We start from the raw sequence: 18,494 nt of genomic DNA, 5'->3' as shown, positions 1-18,494 counted from the left end.
TTATAAATTTGCGCTGTAGTTTGGTAAGCAAGAGAAAAAGGTGTTATGAGAGTTCTATTGGTAGAAGATGATAGCTTGTTGGCAAAAGCAACTGCACGTGGTCTAGATCAAATGGGCTTTGTAGTTGACATTGCGAGCACAGCAGAGCAAGCGTACCATTTTTTAGTGAGTTATCATTATCACTTTATTCTACTAGACTTAGGTTTGCCTGATCGAAATGGGATTGAAATTTTAAAATCACTACGTCGCAAAAAGAATCAAGTTGGAATTATTATTCTGACTGCTCAAGATCAAGTTGATGATCGTATTACAGGTCTAGAGGCAGGAGCTGATGATTTTGTTGTTAAACCTTATGATTTACATGAGGTCGTAGCAAGGATTCATGCTGTATTACGCCGAATTTCAGGAGAGGTAGGGGACCTAATTCAGGTTGGAAATATTAGTATTAACAAAGCGAGTAAACAAGTACTGTTAAATCAAGTCGAAATTGAGTTGACACATAAAGAGTTTCATTTATTGGAGTTATTTACTCTCAATCGTGGTCGTGTAATTTCGCGTGAAAATATAGAAAATTCATTTTATGCTTATGACGTTGATGTGAGTAGTAATGTTGTACAAGTCCATATTCATAACTTGCGTCGGAAATTAGGTAAAAATATTATCCGTACAGTACAAGGTTTTGGATATATCATGGATGAACAGCATTAAATGGCTGATCCAATTCGCAGCTATTCATTAACCCAGCGCTTATCTATAATTTTACTGGCAATTACCACTAGCGTTTGGTTGGGTAGTTTAGGAAGTATTTATTGGGGAATGCAAAACACTGCCAATAATATTTTTGATAAGTCATTAGCAGAAACTGCTCATGCTTTATTGTCTACGACTCTAAGTACCCTAGATGGAAAAGTACCGCAGCATACAGTGATTGAAAAAGCTAAGGGTGAGCATTATGACCAAATTGTATTTCAAATTTGGCATCGTGATGGACAATTAATTTATCGTTCTATTGGTGTGGAAACACAGCCATTTGTTCAGCAAGATAATTTTGGTTGGATTAAACTGAATAATAATACTTATCGTAGTTATTCTGTTTGGGATAGTACGCATACAATACAGGTACAAATTGCGCAGGTTTGGACAATTCGAAAAGATATTCAGCAAGATATGTTGCTGTTTTTGATTTTGGTTTCAATCATATTTTTGCCATTATTATTATGGTTGATTATTTGCACGATCCGTCGTCATTTATTGGCTGTATATAGCATTAGTCAAAACTTAGAAAAACAATCCATTGAACATTTAAATCCAATTAAGCCAGTTGTACCGAAAGAAATAGAACCTTTAGTGAGCTCTTTAAATACCTTACTTAGTGAGATTGCTGAAAGTATGCAACGTGAAAAACGTTTTACCTCAAATGCCGCTCATGAACTCCGTACACCATTAGCTGCTATACGCTTACATGCCCAAGTACTTCAAAATGCACGTTCCAATGAGGAGTCTAAGGAAGCTGCACAGGACATTATTACAGGAGTAGACAAAGCATCAAGAATGATTACTCAGTTGCTTACATTAGCGAGGCTTGAACCGAATGCCACACAAAACAAAAGCAATATTGATTTGGTAGATATTGTTAAAGGTACAGTTGAAATGATGGGTATTCAGTTCAGAAAAGCAGGTGTAGACTTACAATTGCATCTCACCTCAGTGTGCGTTTGGGGGCAGTCAGATCAGTTGGAAATTATGTTGAGAAATATACTCGAAAATGCCATTCTTTATCGTAGTTCAATACATAAACCTATTATTAAAGTCAGTTGTGGAAGTATTGGAAATGGTAGTTTTATACAGGTTGAAGATAACGGCATAGGTCTAGATGAAGCACAAATCCCATTTATATTTCAGCGTTTTTATAGAATAAATCAAGCCAGTTCTGTAGTAGGAAGTGGTCTGGGATTATCTATTGTGAAGCAGATTATTGACTCTCATTTAGGCAAGATTACTTTACAACGTGCAAATGCAGTTGGAGGATTGATTGTCAGAATTGAATTTTTCAAAAAATTGAATATTTATTAAAACGATAGTCAAAAAAATAGATTTTATCATATTGATTTATAAATTTAATTTAAATGCTGGCGTATATCGTTGTCCACTCATAATGTTCTCTCCTATGCAAAAAGAATAGACGAAATTTGTCTAGGAGAATGGTGGCAGTCCAGGGCCTGGTTCAAGCATGACTTGAGTAATACTCGGGCTGTGCTCATGATTTGCTTGAGCATTACTTGCGGATTTTCCCCAACGTGCTTGGGCTGCATTTTTGGTTTTATCAGATTTGATTTGAAATCAAAATATGTATAAGTTTTTGTAGCTCTCAGATTATTTTAAGTCATTTTTAAGATTCAAATTTTAGGCTAAAGCATATTAAAGTCTTTGAACTAAAAAAAATGCTTAAGCTGCCTTCTTTTCCCGGTCTACGCCAGATCAAACCCCTCAGCCTTGCACGCTTCAACCTGTTACTCGCCATTTGGCTGGGACTGGTCTTAAACTTTGCTTTCTATCAGAAAATCCATCAACTGACGCCTTATACCAACCTCAAGGCAGACGCATTATTGGCGGCTACAGTCTTGGTAGTTATCGGCTTGTACAATCTGGTCTTGCAGTGGCTGAACTGGAAATGGAATGCCAAGATACTGGCCAGTGTGCTGATCATTCTGGGCGGTTTTAGTGCTTATTTTGTCAATAGTCTGGGGGTTGTTATTACGCCGGACCAGATCCAGAATATGCTGCAGACCGATGCCCGGGAAGTCCGTGATCTCTGGTCAATACGGCTGGTGATCTGGACGCTGGTCTTTGTGATTTTTCCTTTGTGTATCGTCTGGATGCTGAACATTCAGCCTGCATCTTTCGGGCGTCAATTGTTGCATAAAAGCCTGAGCAGTCTGTTTTCGGCCGTATTGATTCTAGGACTGTTATTCTGTTTTTATGTCGATTATGCAGCCATCTTCCGCGAGCACCGCGATCTGAAGGGCATGATTTCCCCGCAAAATAGTATTGCATCCACCGTATCCTACTATAAAAAGAAAGCACCTAAAGCCAATTTGCCTTTGATTCCTTATGGTGAAGATGCCCATCTGCTGCAGCAGGCTCAAATACAGAAACAACCCAAATTGATGGTGCTGGTGGTTGGGGAGACTGCACGTGCCGAGAGTTTTGCTTTAAATGGTTATGCACGCAATACCAATCCTGAACTGAGCAAGTTACCGATAATTAATTTCAATCAAGTCAGTTCTTGCGGAACTGCCACAGCTGTTTCAGTACCGTGTATGTTTTCAGGGATGACACGTCAAAACTATAATGAACAGTTGGCTAGCCACCGAGAAGGTTTGCTGGATATTGCTCAGCGGGCCGGTTATCAGGTGACCTGGATTGATAATAATTCGGGCTGTAAAGGTGCCTGTGACCGCGTACAAAAATACCAGATTCCAGCCCAACTGAAACAGAGATGGTGTGATGCTGGTGGTGAATGTTTTGATGAAATCCTGGTGGATAGCCTGAAAGATTATCTGGCGCATCTGGATAAAAACAACTCGAAACCGCAGTTAATTGTACTGCATCAGATGGGCAGTCATGGCCCCGCATATTTCAAGCGCTCCAAAGCACCATATCAGCCATTTCAACCGACCTGTAATACCAATGCCATTCAGGGCTGCAGTACAGAAGAATTAAAGAATAGCTATGATAATTCGATTGTATATACAGACCATGTTCTTGCCGAGATCATTGAAACTTTAAAGCAACAGACTCAATATCAAACCGGTTTCTGGTATCTGTCTGATCATGGAGAATCTACCGGAGAGCACGGTTTATACCTGCATGGTGCTCCTTATAGCATGGCGCCCACGCAGCAAACCCATATCCCAATGCTGATGTGGTTTTCTGATACCTGGCAACAGTATAATGCCCTGCAGCTAAACTGTTTAAAAACACAGACCGGACAGGCACGCAGTCACGATCATCTTTTCCCCAGCTTATTAAGTATGCTGGATATAAAAACGCAAGTGATTGAAGCTAAAAATGATATGCTTGCACAATGCTCATCATCATTAAAAAACAGAGCTTGAAATGCATAAAATACTGATTATTGAAGATGACTTTATGATTGCCGAGTCGACTGAAACATTGCTTAAACTGCATCAGTTTGAGGTGTACTGGGTCAATAATGGGATTGAGGGTTTAAAACAATTACAGCAGCAGGTCTACGATATTGTGCTGCTCGATTTAGGTTTGCCAATGATGGATGGCATGTTGGTGCTAAAAAATATCCGGCAGAAGTTTCCGAATTTACCGGTATTGATTATCTCTGCCCGGGATCAATTACAAAACCGGGTAGATGGGCTGAATCAGGGAGCTGATGACTACTTGATTAAACCCTATGAGTTTGACGAACTGCTGGCCCGTATTCATGCCTTAATCCGACGTGCCGGCTTAAAAAATACTGTGACAGATATGAATAAGAAATTATCACACAGTGGGCTGGAACTGGACCTGGAACAGCACATCGTATGCTTTAATGGTGAACCGATCGAGTTGTCTAATCGGGAATGGTCTATTCTCACTGCACTCCTCATGCATCCTAGCAAAATTTTTTCTAAAAACGATTTAGAAGACAAACTTTATGATTTCGATAAGTTGACAAAAATAACTAATCATGCGAAAAAGTTTTTTTAGTTAACAGATGTTCACACATGCCTCGAATTGTTTCTGTACCACTTAGTTTAGAACAGCGAGAATGACTCATTTTTCTGGCCAAGCATGCAAAACATTGGCGTGAAAGACAACGTGCCCAAACTATTCTCTGGCTTTCTGAAGGTAAAAGTGTTGCGGAAGTTGCCACTCTACAAGAAACCCCAACCTTGGCAATAGTCACCAACATAATTTACATTAAATTGTATAAATTGCTGTGTATATAAGTACAATAACATCAATAACTTACGTTTTAAAATATTTTTATTGGAATTAATGTTTATTAAGATCGTTTAATTTTGGTCACATAAGTTTTTAAAAATTTACCAAATAATCACCAACATAATTTTGTGATGATTAATTAGGTAAACCGAATGGTAAAAAATCAGGTTGATGGAGTTATATATGGCTGAACCGTACCGGGTTTGTCGGAGACTTTTTTATTTAAGTTAGGCCACCTGACCTAACGGGTTAATCTTATGCTGCTGTTAGGGTCTAAAAATAGCAGTTTTGAAGGGCTTTATCGAGTGATTTTTTCAACACTCTACGCAATTATGGATATCATAGTATCCACTTTATGTTTTATTTCGCTATAATGGATATAACTGTATCCATTTGGTCTTTACGGATGAATTTTACCTTACTTGATGATACCGATGTAAGCCAAGCTTATGCGGCTTATTTACGTGAGTTACGCAAGCAGGCAAAGCTGTCGCGCGCTGCATTGGCTGAGCGAAGCTGCGTACCTGCGGCCACCATTAAGAAATTTGAGCTGACCGGGCAAATTTCATTTCGTCAATTGCTGTTGCTATGGCAGACACTTGATTCGCTAGATAGGCTTTATCAGCTCACGCAACTTAGCAAAGAACGCGCTGCTATACCCATGAGTATTGATGAGGTGCTAAAAGATGAGTTTTAAACCGATTCAGAAGCTTAATGTTACTCGTACGCTAAGCTCAGGTGAGCAGATATCTGTTGGAGTCTTGGCGCAGAATCGGCAAGGCGTTTTTTTTCAGTATACTGACGACTATTTGCAGCAGTTTGGCAATTTATCACCGTTTACCTTGCAAGCGAATACGCTAGTTCAAGCCGCACCTAAAGCGCCGCACCAAGGTGTACATGGCGTATTTGGGGATTGTTTGCCCGATGGCTGGGGCATGTTGTTACAAGATCGTATTTTCCGGCAAAAGGGCATCCTACCTAATCAATTAACGGCGATGGATAGACTGGCCTTTGTCGGTGATAAAGGCATGGGAGCGCTGTCTTTTGCTCCGGTGTCTGAGTTTTCAGCCACGACATACGCGGACATTGATTTAGCAACCTTGGGCTTAGAAGCACAAACGCTGTTCGATGCTTCAATGTCAGATTATATGGATGATAATCACGATGAGTTAGATGGGCATACGCAACAGGTGTTGGCCGCATTAGTCGCCGGTGGTAGTTCGGGTGGAGCAAGGCCTAAGGCGCAGATTTATATGCCTGCAGGGGAAACTCAGCATTGTCGAACCTTTGCTCAGCCTGGAGATGAGGCTTGGCTGATTAAGTTTACCTCGAAAAATCTCGCGCTCGGGCATGAAGAAGGGTTGTGTGAAGCGGTTTATTTGCAAATGGCCGAGCTTGCCAAGTGCCAACCACCAGTCTGGCAACTCATTGAAGCACCAACTACAAGCGGTGCGTCTGCCTGGTTGGCGCTTAAGCGTTTTGATTATGTCACGGAGCAGGCCCGTTTAAGCGGTAATCGCAGTTCAGGTCGCTTGCATATGCACAGCGCTTGCGGGCTGCTGGATGCAGACTTTCGAACGCCAAGTTTAGATTATATTGACTTGATCAAAGCCAGCCGTCAGTTGTGTAAATCTCCTGCTGCTGGGCAGCTGCAATTTCGCCGTGCCGTTTTTAACCTGCTGTCGTCTAACCAAGACGACCACAGTAAAAACTGGGCGTTTTTGCAAGCGGATGACGGTCAATGGAACCCTGCACCTTTTTACGATGTTACCTACAGCCCACATCCATTCAACGAACACGCCACTGCTTTCGGCGGTTATGGCAAAGCGCCATCGCTTAAGGTGATGCAAAAACTTGCTACTAGTGCTGGCTTTGCGAATTGGAATGATGCAAAGCAAGTTATTGAAGAAGTCGCAGAAGCCATCAGCCAATTTACGTATCTTGCCAAGCAACAAGGGATCAGTAAAACAACAATGTCCGTGATTGCTAAGACATTGGAGCAGCGTAAACAAGAAAATGCAGCGCTTTTTCTATAACAATAAGAAGGGACAGTAATGAAGCTCGGCCGAAACGATCCTTGCCATTGTGGCAGTGGTAAAAAATTTAAACGTTGTTGTATGAGCAGCGTTTCCAAGCAACATGCCCAAGTCTTCGATGATGTTGAAACCATGCTGGCAATGAACCCAAATTTGAGTCTTGATGAACTCAATGCCGCTTTGCAGCACAAAGTGCAAGAACGCAATCATCAACCTCATCCCGATTTTTGTGGCGTAACGCCAACGCAAATGGCCAATTGGCTTTATGCGCCTTTTGATGAATTAAAGTGGGTGACAATTTGCACTCCCGACTCTCTTTCTGCCAGCCCAATAATGCGTTATCTAGCCCTCATTCTTGATGAGGCCATGGCGCAAGAAGGCTCCTTCAAAGCCACGAGTAAAGGCAACTTACCGGCTAAGTTGGTTAAACAGGCCAGTGAGTTATTGCCTGAGTTTGCCGTTGCTCAATTAGAACGTAGTATAAGCATCAGCGAGTTTTCGGGCAGCAATGAAGACAAATTTAATGCCTTGCACTACACCCGAGTGCTTGCCGAAATTAGCGGTATTATTTATCGGCGCAGTGGCCGCTACCATGTAAAAAAATCAGCGCAAAAGCAGTATCAAGCGCTAGGCATACAGGCCTTTTTCAAACCTATGTTAGAGGCCGCTATCAGCAAATATAACTGGGGTTATTTGGACAGTTTCGAATACGATGTCGACTTGCGCACTTTTTGGTTGTTTATGCTGTGGCGTATTCAAAGCCACAACAGTGTGGAGCAGCTTGTGAAAGAGGTGATGACAGCTTTCCCTAATCTATTGCTGGTATTCCCTACGGATGATTACTTCTCGCCAGAAAGAAACTTAAGTATGCTCATCGAATCACGATTTATTGAGCGATTTTTGCAGTTTTGGGGATTTGTAACGATTGACCCAAGACGTTATATAAACGCTGAACAAGTCGCCAGAGTGATTCAGGTACAGCCTTTGTTAAAACAAACTTTTCAATTCACAATAAATAAATAGCAAGGTCACCGTGAGCGAATTTCAATACTATAAATTTGAGCGTCTGGATGGGTATTTAGATGCTAAAGCACGTCAAGCACTCAGAGCCATTTCAAGCCGTGCCGAGATCAGCGCTACGGCCTTTCAGGTGTATTACACCTACAGTGATCTAAAGGCCGAGCCTTTTGAGCTGATGTTAAAATACTTTGATATCGGTTTTTACTATGCCGATTGGGGCTCAATCGATGTATACATCAAGCTACCAGCAGGAACGCTTCCAGATGCGTTACTTGGCTTTTCAAGTGATGGACTTCATGTTCACGAAAACGATGAGTGGCAGTTGCTGATTTTTTCCCTTGAGGAGTGTGATGAGTATTTTGACGATGAGCATGCTGACGACTTTTTCCAGCATTTAGCCGCTTTACGCGGCGGGTTAATGCAAGGGGATTGGCGCCTTGTGTACTTAATGTGGCTCAAAGCGTTTGATTTTAATGATGGCGTTGAGCGAGTGCCGTTAATTCAATTCGATTTTGAGCACCTCAGGGAAGAGGAGCAGGCGTTTGCTGCGCTGTATGATATTCCCTTAGCATTGGTTAAGGCGCTCGCCATGGTGCTGAGCGAACAACCCAGTCACCAAGCCAAACAAACTCAGCTTACGCTTGATGCGTGGATCCATAATCTCTCGCAAGCAGAGAAAGACACGCTATTACGCACGTTGTTTGAGCAAGGCCAGCTAACCCGTCACCAAGCCTTAGCGCTGACGCGAAAAGAACCTGTCAACACAGACGAGATCTATCAATACTGGTTAACTTCCGCCGTCATTTCTCCTTTCATTGAGCAAGCGCAAAGTCAATTACAGCAAGAGCAAGCCGCAGCACTCGCAAAAAAATTAGCTATCGAAAAAGCGGAAAAAGAAAAAGCGTTGACGTATATCTACAATCAACGTGAGCACTACTGGCAGCAATCACAAGAGCAAGCGGATCGAACTTGCGCCAGTGGTTACGATGCGGCATCACGCTATCTGCATCAGCTGTTTGAGGCCTATCAGTTCAAAGCTGATGAAGCGGCGTTTGAACAACGTTTTAAGCGCTTTGTTGTGGCGAATAATAGCCGTAAAGCACTGTTAAATCGCTTGAGTGATTTGCTTTAAACGATGAGGCGATAGGCTGGCCAAATGACGTTAGCAAAAAACCGATTGAGGGTTGGTTGAAAGGTTGTAAGCCCACCAAAGGTCTACAAATTGTTACCTATGAAGTCACTTTGTGTAGACCTCGGGGTCTAAGTAACGCGCTTTTACCATCTCTGTGGTAAATACTGCGTGAAATACAAAGGCATCACGATATTGGTTTGCTCTAATGCGGATGAGCCTTGTGTACCCGTTAACTTAAAGGTTTTACTTGGAGTACATTTTTCAACGTAGGATGCCAACGATTTTGCTCTTGTACGTTTACCACTTTTGACCTCCACAGGGACGATATCGCCTTCATCGGTCGCCAAAATAAATTCGATTTCGGCACGGGCGTCATTCCATGAATAGCTTGGGTCAACGCCAATGGCAGTGAGCTCTTGTTGCACAAAGTTTTCAGCCACATAACCTTTGTATTCATAGTTTTGTTGCTTAATTTCTTTATAACTGCTGCCGAGCATATGATTAAGCAGACCCACATCAAACAAAAACAGTTTCACCATATTTTCTTTTTTATAGGCCGCTAACGGAGATTTCGGCAATCCTTCAATAGGGTAGTTTGGCAAAGCTAGGCGGCAGCAGTTAAGCCAATGGATCGCGGTTTCAAAATCGCTATAACGAGATTTACGCTCATGCACATGCTTAAATTTAAAGCGTTTAACCGACTCATCGCTGACAAGTGATAGCTGGGCTGGAATGCTATTAAATACCGATTCAATCAGTGTGGTGTCGACCTTGCCCGCGTACTTACCAAAATCGCGGCGATAACCTTCCACTAAATCGGCATGAATTTTTGTGACTTTTTCAACACGCTCTAGAATGCTTGAATCCTTATACTGATACCAAGCAGAAACGGCTTCCGGCATACCACCAGTAAAAAAGTAGTCAGTGAGTTTGTCCATCAATTTGGTGTGTACTGCCGGTGTGCTTGCTTGACTATCAAACGCTTTGATCAGCGCTTGCTCGTTGGATGCGTAAATAAATTCTTGGAAGGTCAGTGGTCGTAAATTGTATTGTTCTACCTTGCCCACAGGGAAGGTGTTGAGCAAACCAATATTCGAGCCGCTGGCAGCGACAAAATAGGACGGTGCTTTTTCAGCAAAGTACTTTAGTGAGGTAACGGCACGTTCACATTCGCCAATTTCATCTAATATCAGCAGATCGGTTTCTGGGTTGAACGCTTGGTTGGTTAACAACTCAATATTCATTACTAGCTCGTCAGGTGACAGAGAGCCATCGAACGCTTCTTTGTAGGCAGGGTTTTCAAGGAAGTCGATACGAAGGATGTTGGCAAAGGTATTCCCAAATAACTCTTGTAGCAGATAGGTTTTACCTGTTTGTCTTGCACCATCGATCAATAATGGCTTGCGCACCGGTTGATTTTTCCATGTTATTAGGGCGTTTAGTAAGTTGCGCTGCATTGTCATTTCCCGCCAATTAAGACTGTTAACTGCCTGTAGTATAACTCAGCCTACACTTTTACGCGCAGAAAAGTGCGGAATTTTACATTTTTATGCGCATAAAAGTGTAATTTGATGACCTTTGGCATTCAGGGATTCACATCATCGCCTTGGCCAACGCGCAAGCTAAACCTAAAAGTAGGATATAAATCCAATTATATTGAGTAAAGTGGGAATATAGTCCCTTTGGTTGGTGATATGGCTAAGCGTGACTTACACAATATATTGTTTCCAAAGCAGCGTAAAATCCTGACGCAGTTTGGTGAAGACTTGCTGTTGGCGATGAAAAGACGTGGTTTTACCAAAAAGCTACTGTGTGAACGTACTGGTTTTGATCATAAAACCGTGAATTAAGTCTTAGCCGGTGATCCGGGCGTTGCCATAGGCACTTACTTAAAGGTGATGGCCGTTCTTGGCATGGAAAGCAACTTTGCAGAAATGGCCGCCCATGATGAAGTGGGTATCAAGCTGCAAAACATAAAATTGCTGGAAGGTTCAAGATGAGCCGTGAAATCGTTGAAGTCTATGCCGACTGGCAGCCAATTGAAGCACCTTTGCTAATAGGGCTGCTTTCTTACAGCGATTCAAGCCGAGGTGGCGTGTTTAGTTTTGCCTACGATAAAGCATTTTTAACCTCAGCCTATCGCTTGCAAATTGATCCCATCCTGACCCTCCACTCCGGTGTACTCTAAAACGATGAAGTCGATAAAAGCTTCCGCGCATTTCTTGATTCATCGCCTGATAGATGGGGGCGTATTTTAATGCAGCGGCGTGCGGCGATTGAGGCGCGCAAAGGCATTCGAGCAACAAGTCGATTAAACGAATTGGATTACCTGCTGGGCGTAAATGACTCTTACCGGATGGGTGGTATTCGATTTAAGCGAACAGGCTCGAATGCTTTTTTGGACGACAATTCTGAATTTGCTGCGCCGCCAATGGCTTCTTTGCGAGAGCTAGAGCATGCAGCAATGCAGATTGAAAAAGACGATAACATCGACAGTGACGAGTATTACCGCTGGTTGAAAATGCTGATTTCTCCAGGCTCATCATTAGGTGGTGCAAGGCCCAAAGCTTGTGTCACAGATGAACAAGACCACTTGTGGATTGCTAAGTTTCCCAATTTAAACGATACCCATGATGTGGGCGCGTGGGAGATGGTCTGTTATGAATTGGCGTTAGCGGCAGGTGTTGACATGTTTCCAAGTGAGATGAGGCAATTTTCGTCACAGCACCATACCTTCTTAACAAAACGGTTTGACCGCGACGGTGACAAGCGGCTGCATTTTTCGTCGGCCATGACACAGCTTCAATACTATGATGGTGAACAATCTCAAGGTGCCAGCTACTTAGAGATTGCTGAATTTATTTCCAATTGTGGAGCACAAACCACAGCTGATTTAGCTCAGTTTTGGCGTATGGGGGTAAAGGCATGGGGAAGTGTTTAATGAAGTGCTGCTGTTTATTTTGGCTTGGTATTTGGTGAAGGGATGTTTTCTAATTTCAATGAAGGTTGCTTGTTACTGTTGTCATCAATGTACTCAAGGGCGTACCTCATAGCCTTGTAGCTTTTCTCGCGTTTTTTAAACATGCGTTGCAGCATAGGGAGAGTGCAGTCCACATAGTCGTGAATAGTGACTTGTGTTTTGCCTTCCGATTCACGATGAATACGACCGGCATATTGAGCCAATGTTCCTTTCCATGAGATGGGCATGGCCAAAAACAACGTATCCAGTCTTGGTAGGTCAAACCCTTCGCCTACATATTTTCCTGTTGCGACGACGACTTGAGCCGATTGCAGATGATTGTCAGCGTTCTTGCGTTCCGCAGCTTTCATGGCGCCTTTAAGTACGACAGTGCTTATACCCATTTCGGTAAGTCGTGAGTGTATGGATTCTGCGTGCTCTCTACGCTCTGTAAGGACTAACGGGTGTCCGCCATTTTGAACACACTCGTAGGCGTCTGAGACGATTTTTGAAGTGCGCTGCTCATTATTGACGAGCCAGCGGTAGGCATCGCTTATTTTGGGGCGCTCATCTGTTTTTATAAGCTCTGCTGCTGGTACATCGTAGAGCTGATGAATCATCACGGTTTGAGTAAATTGCTCATCAGGGCTTTGTTTCACTTTGTAGCGAATAGGCCCTGCCGCCATAAAAATGATCTTTTGATGACCATCTTGTCGCTCTGGTGTTGCTGTAAGGCCCAATACATATTTTGCTCTTACCTCGTTGAGTACCATTTCAAACCTTGGTGCAGATAGGTGGTGGCATTCGTCAACAATAATATGGCCGTAGTCTTGAATGAGAGGAGTGATGGAATTGTCTTTTTTATTAACCAAACTTTGGTAGGTGGCTATGTCGATAATGCCACTCGGCTTTCTTTTACCTCCGCCTATACTGCCAATGGTTACTTCGGGTAGGAACGTGCGTAAGCGCTCTTGCCATTGTTCGAGCAGTTGTCGGCTATGAACCAGTATGAGGGTATTTACTTTGCGTTTTACGATCATAGCAATGGCAGTAACCGTTTTTCCAAATGCAGTTGGCGCATGCAAAATACCGAAGTCATGTTTAGATATTGCGGCCACTGCGTCACGCTGGTTCTTTCGCAAAGTGAACTCAGGGGTAAGCTTTAATAATGGTTTACCAATTTCACGCTTATCGTCAAATAGTGGCGAAATGTTTTGCTCTTGTAGCAAAGCAATCGCATCATCGAGGCAGCCTCGCGGTAGTGCTAGATAACCGTTTTCAATACGAGCACAGGAAATAAACCTCGGAATGCCATGGGTTGAAAAGCGCAACGCTTGTGTTTTAAAAAACACAGGATTAGAAAAACTAGCTAATCGCTTTAGTCCGGCCAGTAATGGCCCAGGTAACTCGCTCATCAAAAAGTAGATATGGTTGGCCAAGGTAATGGTCACGTTTTTCGGCAAAGACTCTAATTTTATTGGTGCGGCTTTGGCTGTGATTTCCCAAGGAGGGCGGTTGTCTGTTAGCCCTTGCTCGGACAGTAATAGGGTGTTGGGTGAAATAGTTGTTATGAGTTGGTCAATACTCGACTGAGTGAGCGTTTTAAGCTCAGCAAGGTACCGCCATTGATCATCGATGGCATTCAGGTCACTGTCAACAAAGCAACTACGACCTGAAAGGCGAGCCTCCTTTTGAAGTGGTAACGCAATGAGATTGCCAAACCCGCCTTCAGGAAGTACATCTTGGTTAGGAAAGAGCCTGTCATAGGAGTCAAACGATAGATTTGGAAATATTTCCATGGCTTTATCAAGCAAAGCGAAACCCAGTGCCCGAGCATGGTTCGCTGGGATATTGGTTTCAAAAAATATCCATAAGTGAGCCCCGTTGCCAGAACGCGAGATTTCTATCGCGTGCGGAATATCAAACGCTTGGCACACTTTAGACATTGCTTTGACTTCTTCTTGCCAACAGCCTTTGTCAAAATCGGCTGCCAACAAATAGCACGAATTATCTTTAAGTAGTGGATACAGACCAACCACTTGATGACCGGCAAGGTGCCTGTAAATAATGTGCTCGTTTAATTCGCTAAACTTTCGGTGTGAACAGTCTTGGCATTTAATGCGGGGTTTGTTGCATAGCCCGCTTACCCACTCATTATCACAGGCTACGGAATAGCCACTGCGCCCCTGTTGATTTTGCCAACGATTGGCAAAGATATCCTCTCTTCCACGAAATCGTTGTCTGAATAAGGCGACCTTTTGTTCTGGCGTGAATGTCTGTACTGAACGCTCGATTTGAGCGCTACGCAAAGCCTCTCTTAATGCGAGAAGCTGCTGCTTTTCATTTTCAAGCTCAGCTAGCCTGTTATCAATAGCAGAAATGTTTGGGTAGCGAGCGTCATTCATAACAAACTAATTTTGATTCGCAGCACTATAAAGCGCGAACTTGCGGTGGCTTGATCAGCGACTCTGCTGGAATACCTAACCCTTCATGAAGTTTCCAAATCATTTTTAGCGTGAGTGATCGCTTATGGTTTAGGATTTCATAAACACGATTGCTTTTACCTATCATGGGTTCAAGATCTTTAACGGTTAAGCCTTTGCGCTCCATCTCAAACTTTATTGCCTCAACAGGGTCTGGCAAATCCATTGGAAAATGCTTTGCTTCGTAGGCCTCGACTAACGTAACCAAAATGTCCAGCTTTTCGCCTTCGACGGTATCAGGCTCCGCCATCATTAGGTTTTCGATGTCGTTTAATGCCGCGCGGTAGTCGGCATCTGTTTTAATAGGTCTGATGTCCATTATATTTACCTCTTGTTACTACCTTTTGGCTTCAAATCGTTTGTACATCAATTTTATCGTATTGCGCATGGCTGCCGATAAACCGTATGTAAACCACTTTGTACGCATAATTGATCCAAGCAACTAACCGGTATTTATTACCGGCAATGTTAAACACGACACGCCCATCTTTGAGGATGCTGGCATTTCTAAAGTCCTGTTTCACATCCGCCGGTGCTCCCCAATCAGCGTTTAATGCATGCCTATACCAAGCTAACGTTGGCTCTTTAGCGTCAATGTATTCTGAGCTGTCTTCCCAAAATGTTTTTAAGGTTGATAGTGCGATAATTCTCATAAATAGATATTAGTCCCAATTTGGGACTTTTGCAAGTTTGGTATTCTTGATGCGGTTAGGAGTTGTTACCGCATCCCCAATTGCCCCATTCCTTGGGGCGGTTCACATCCCTCTTATTCACCCTCTTAAGCTCGGCATATCAAGTGTTGCCCCATTGTCCCAACTGCCACGGTAAGTGATCAAATGGGGGGCTTGCTATTTTCGCCTGATGGGCCTTTTCGACATGCGGCTGCGTTTGCCATCGAAGAAGGCCAATACTCTGAACCAATAGAGTGATTCTTCATACCCCAAGCTGTGCGTTGGACGTGCAGGCGGGATGAGCCCCAGTTTGCGTCCTAAACTGACAATCACGTAGAAGCGAACGGAAAATACCTATACGAGCCTGAAACTGTGGCTGAAGTTGAGCATATTCTAGGTGCTGTTGTTGTTCTATTAAGACAGCCGATTTATTCACTCGGTTTAGGCTGTGTGATTAATGTGTTTAGAACAGCCCAAGCTTTAAATATTGGGCTTGAAATTGGGGCAGAGAAGGATAACTTGTATCTCAAACCTGATCTGACAGTTACCCATTTTTTATTGTTTCTATCAGGTTAAATTTTCTAGATGTGTATGAAGGCTAATTGCAGAAATTTGATTGATATTGGTACACAAACTGAGTCTTTGTTGCTGTCGAAGTTGGTGCATTATATTGGGTTAAACCTTTTAAAGCACTGAAGCTTAAAGCAGCACGATCAACTACTTTTCTTGTGAAATTCGCATTGGGATCTGAATATTTAAACGAAATTTCTGCTAAAACAGGTTTTAGACTACCGTAAGGCAATAGGGTATACCATAAACTTAACTCTAAATCTGCATCGAATTCACCTAAATCAATCGTTGCACCACTATATTTTCGTTCATAGATAGTTAGACCACCAACTTGATTCAGGGCTAGACTATTATTAAAATTATAGTCATTTTTGAAGCCAGTAAATAGAATATTGATATCCTCAAAATCGTTAATGGTTCGCGAGGTTGGTACGGTTGTTGACTTGCTTGCAACTACAAGGAAACTCAAGTTATCTTTACGAGTAATGTCATCTTCTAGCTTAGTTTTTGCGCCTGATACATTGCTAGTCAAATCTTTGAAGTCAGCAATATAATGGTCATATCCACGATACTTTAAAGTTACTTCTTTTGTACCATTTTCATTACGCTCTCTGAAGCTGTATCCCATATTTTTTAAAGTACAGCTTCCTTGAGTATCGTAAAAGCGGATTTCTCTTTGTGTATCAAAGATCATAGCACCAGTTACGTCACGACTGATTTTATTTTCAATCGCATTTTTCACCGCTGAAAAATAGCTATTTATGCTGCTTGCTTCATTTCCATAATTAAAATTTATGGGATCTAATAGTACTTTGTATTCGCGAGATGTGACTTTGGGAGATGCATAGCTCAGCGATGGTAGCACTGTAATTGCCAAGAAAGTTATCAAAGCCGATTGAGTTATTCTCATTTTTCTCTCTAGACAAAAGTTGAATTTAAAAAGCCCAAAAGTTTTAGCTTTTGGGCTTCATTCATTGTTATGGGTTGAAAAGATTTAACTTATCGGCAATATATAAGGTAGGTGTATCGACACGCATGCCCACATTATCCAAATACTTTTGCTCTAAACCATTGGTTGTCCAAAGACCCATGTCATCATCATTCACAATGCCAAGAGTTTGTCGGTTAATCAACCATAGACCTTCCATTTTGTCATGCGCATAACTTACACGTTTACCCATATCCAATACCAATGTTTTACTTACTGGCTGAATATTTAGTGCTTGTAATGCTTCCCATTTTTTATCGTTATTGATGAAATATTGCTCGAGGGTTTTACCTGCAATCGTTAAACCAAGTTTAGGATCTTGCACTAGATCGCCCTGAGTTGCGATATCCTCCAAATTGGTAGCATCCTTCAGATCAATACGATAAACATGTTTCATGATATTCGGATCGTCTTTAAGGAATTTGCCATCACGTTCCAGTACTAAAAACTCATGATCATTAATCGCAATAATAGCTGAGTTTGAGTTAGCATCAATTTCTTGACGATAGAGATACTGAGCAACTTTTCCTGTTTCAAGATTGATCGTCACAATACGTGTTAAGGTTGATTTATTAACAGCTTTAGTCGGTAAGTCCATTGTCGATTGCATAATCCCAACCAATGTTTTTTGGTCAGGTGTAATAGTTAAACCTTCCATACCACGGTTGGCACGACGATAACTAAATTCTTGCGGTAAAGTGAAGGTATTGCGCACATCATTTACAAAAGGATTAATACGACCAATTTCTTTTCCATTGGCATCATAGTGCACAATGTGAGGACCATATTCATCACTCACCCAGAATGTACCATCATTCAATGCTGCCAAACCTTCAGAATCGAGACCGTAATCATCAAGTTTGATAGGGTTCGTTATTGGGTCATAAGGCTTTGATGGATCTTTAGCGATGACCTTGCCATGAATATCGTAAGGTGTTTCGCCTGTACCACCTAGTGCAGCAGTATTCGGTAATCCACTAATATTATTTCCATCACGATCTTTTAATAAAATCGTTTTGATGAGTTTGATTGAGCCATCATCTTGTACCTCAAACAACCCAATTTTAGGTATATAGTCTGGCATTGGAAAAATCTTACCAGCACCATTCACGCCATCATTATAGTCAGCATTTGGGCCACGATCTGTGATTGCGTAAAATTGTTTATTGTTCGTAGGATGGGCAGCAACATCAGAGCCAAAGCCACCCTGTCGAAGTGTAAATGCACTCGCAATAGTTGTTCCATTCGCCTTAAAGCTTGTTAAGTTTTGGTAAGGCAATGCAACCCCTTGGGCAAATAAGTTTGGACCACACTGGATGGAGCTTTGCTGGATTTCATTCGCATCCAACTCACCATTTTGATTTTTATCCAAACCACTTTCAATACGTGTTCCAGCACTCCAGCAATCATCATTTCCAAGTACTAAAGGCGTCTGTTGAATCAAACTATTCAATCCATTTTGACCATTGTCCCCATCATCAGTACATGCGGTTAATAAAATTGTCGAAGCTAATAAAGCTAAGGTTAGTGGTTTTTTTTTCATTTTTTTGAAGCATCATGTTTAAAAAGCTTCATCATAAGAAGCAAAAATGACAATTACATGAATGAAATATGATCAATGTAAAATTTTAGCAAATTAAAAATATCAGTAGTTTGTGGGGGTTATATCTAGG

General features: G+C 42.1%; 14 protein-coding genes and 4 pseudogenes. 12 read left to right on the top strand and 6 right to left on the bottom strand.

What is annotated here, in order from left to right:
- Positions 1-57 precede the first annotated feature (57 nt).
- The 9 genes and pseudogenes from FTU71_RS06775 to FTU71_RS06735 all read left to right on the top strand — a co-directional run bounded on the left by FTU71_RS06775 (position 58) and on the right by FTU71_RS06735 (position 9,150).
- Positions 58-708, top strand: a complete 651-nt coding sequence (locus FTU71_RS06775) for a response regulator (protein ID WP_242770618.1) — start codon at positions 58-60, stop codon at positions 706-708.
- On the top strand, positions 709-2,073 hold the full coding sequence (locus FTU71_RS06770) for an ATP-binding protein (RefSeq protein ID WP_004974307.1): 1,365 nt from the start codon (positions 709-711) through the stop codon (positions 2,071-2,073).
- A gap of 368 nt (positions 2,074-2,441) precedes the next feature.
- Positions 2,442-4,118 (top strand): phosphoethanolamine transferase, encoded by a 1,677-nt coding sequence (locus FTU71_RS06765; RefSeq protein WP_154320133.1) that lies wholly within the window; start codon positions 2,442-2,444, stop codon positions 4,116-4,118.
- A gap of 1 nt (position 4,119) precedes the next feature.
- A pseudogene (locus tag FTU71_RS06760) lies at positions 4,120-4,683 on the top strand (response regulator transcription factor); the annotation flags it as partial.
- Positions 4,684-4,793: 110 nt separating this feature from the next.
- A pseudogene (locus FTU71_RS06755) lies at positions 4,794-4,901 on the top strand (helix-turn-helix domain-containing protein); the annotation flags it as partial.
- Between the two features lie 467 nt (positions 4,902-5,368).
- Entirely contained in the window at positions 5,369-5,659 is a 291-nt protein-coding gene (locus FTU71_RS06750; RefSeq protein ID WP_070153163.1) for a helix-turn-helix transcriptional regulator, read from the top strand.
- Positions 5,649-6,998, top strand: coding sequence for a type II toxin-antitoxin system HipA family toxin (locus FTU71_RS06745; RefSeq protein ID WP_154320132.1), 1,350 nt, complete (start codon positions 5,649-5,651; stop codon positions 6,996-6,998). Before FTU71_RS06750 ends, FTU71_RS06745 begins: the two co-directional genes overlap by 11 nt.
- 18 nt (positions 6,999-7,016) lie before the next feature.
- Complete coding sequence (locus FTU71_RS06740) at positions 7,017-8,021, top strand: YecA family protein (protein WP_070153169.1); 1,005 nt, start codon at positions 7,017-7,019, stop codon at positions 8,019-8,021.
- A 10-nt stretch (positions 8,022-8,031) separates the two neighbouring features.
- Positions 8,032-9,150, top strand: coding sequence for a hypothetical protein (locus tag FTU71_RS06735; protein ID WP_154320131.1), 1,119 nt, complete (start codon positions 8,032-8,034; stop codon positions 9,148-9,150).
- A gap of 143 nt (positions 9,151-9,293) precedes the next feature.
- Here the strand turns inward: FTU71_RS06735 and FTU71_RS06730 are convergent, their stop codons facing one another.
- A complete protein-coding gene (locus FTU71_RS06730) occupies positions 9,294-10,607 on the bottom strand; it encodes an ATP-binding protein (RefSeq protein ID WP_070153175.1) in 1,314 nt (437 codons plus the stop codon).
- 237 nt (positions 10,608-10,844) lie between these two features.
- Between FTU71_RS06730 and FTU71_RS14655 the strand changes: the two are divergent.
- A pseudogene (locus FTU71_RS14655) lies at positions 10,845-11,150 on the top strand (transcriptional regulator).
- Positions 11,147-12,061 (top strand): annotated as a pseudogene (locus FTU71_RS06720) (type II toxin-antitoxin system HipA family toxin); the annotation flags it as partial. The pseudogenes FTU71_RS14655 and FTU71_RS06720, both read left to right, overlap by 4 nt.
- 44 nt (positions 12,062-12,105) lie before the next feature.
- Here the strand turns inward: FTU71_RS06720 and FTU71_RS06715 are convergent.
- The 3 genes from FTU71_RS06715 to FTU71_RS06705 are packed head-to-tail and all read right to left on the bottom strand — an operon-like array spanning position 12,106 to position 15,245.
- A complete protein-coding gene (locus tag FTU71_RS06715; protein ID WP_094069352.1) occupies positions 12,106-14,514 on the bottom strand; it encodes a DEAD/DEAH box helicase family protein in 2,409 nt (802 codons plus the stop codon).
- A 25-nt stretch (positions 14,515-14,539) separates the two neighbouring features.
- The gene (locus tag FTU71_RS06710) at positions 14,540-14,911 is read right to left on the bottom strand and encodes a type II toxin-antitoxin system HigA family antitoxin (protein ID WP_000354814.1); all 372 of its coding nucleotides are present in this window, start codon (positions 14,909-14,911) and stop codon (positions 14,540-14,542) included.
- 31 nt (positions 14,912-14,942) lie between these two features.
- Positions 14,943-15,245, bottom strand: a complete 303-nt coding sequence (locus tag FTU71_RS06705) for a type II toxin-antitoxin system HigB family toxin (RefSeq protein WP_154320130.1) — start codon at positions 15,243-15,245, stop codon at positions 14,943-14,945.
- 390 nt (positions 15,246-15,635) lie between these two features.
- Between FTU71_RS06705 and FTU71_RS06700 the strand changes: the two genes are divergently transcribed.
- Positions 15,636-15,839 (top strand): hypothetical protein, encoded by a 204-nt coding sequence (locus FTU71_RS06700; protein ID WP_094069354.1) that lies wholly within the window; start codon positions 15,636-15,638, stop codon positions 15,837-15,839.
- A gap of 22 nt (positions 15,840-15,861) precedes the next feature.
- Here FTU71_RS06700 and FTU71_RS06695 read toward each other — a convergent pair whose 3' ends face one another.
- Both FTU71_RS06695 and FTU71_RS06690 read right to left on the bottom strand, forming a co-directional pair.
- On the bottom strand, positions 15,862-16,743 hold the full coding sequence (locus tag FTU71_RS06695; RefSeq protein WP_094069355.1) for a hypothetical protein: 882 nt from the start codon (positions 16,741-16,743) through the stop codon (positions 15,862-15,864).
- A gap of 67 nt (positions 16,744-16,810) precedes the next feature.
- Complete coding sequence (locus tag FTU71_RS06690; RefSeq protein WP_167846514.1) at positions 16,811-18,364, bottom strand: esterase-like activity of phytase family protein; 1,554 nt, start codon at positions 18,362-18,364, stop codon at positions 16,811-16,813.
- Between the last annotated feature and the right edge of the window lie 130 nt (positions 18,365-18,494).

This window comes from Acinetobacter sp. YH12136, assembly GCF_013418545.1.
Lineage (GTDB): Bacteria > Pseudomonadota > Gammaproteobacteria > Pseudomonadales > Moraxellaceae > Acinetobacter > Acinetobacter towneri.
The sequence above is the reverse complement of the archived record's forward strand: the minus strand, read 5'-3'. Positions and strand labels throughout refer to the sequence as shown.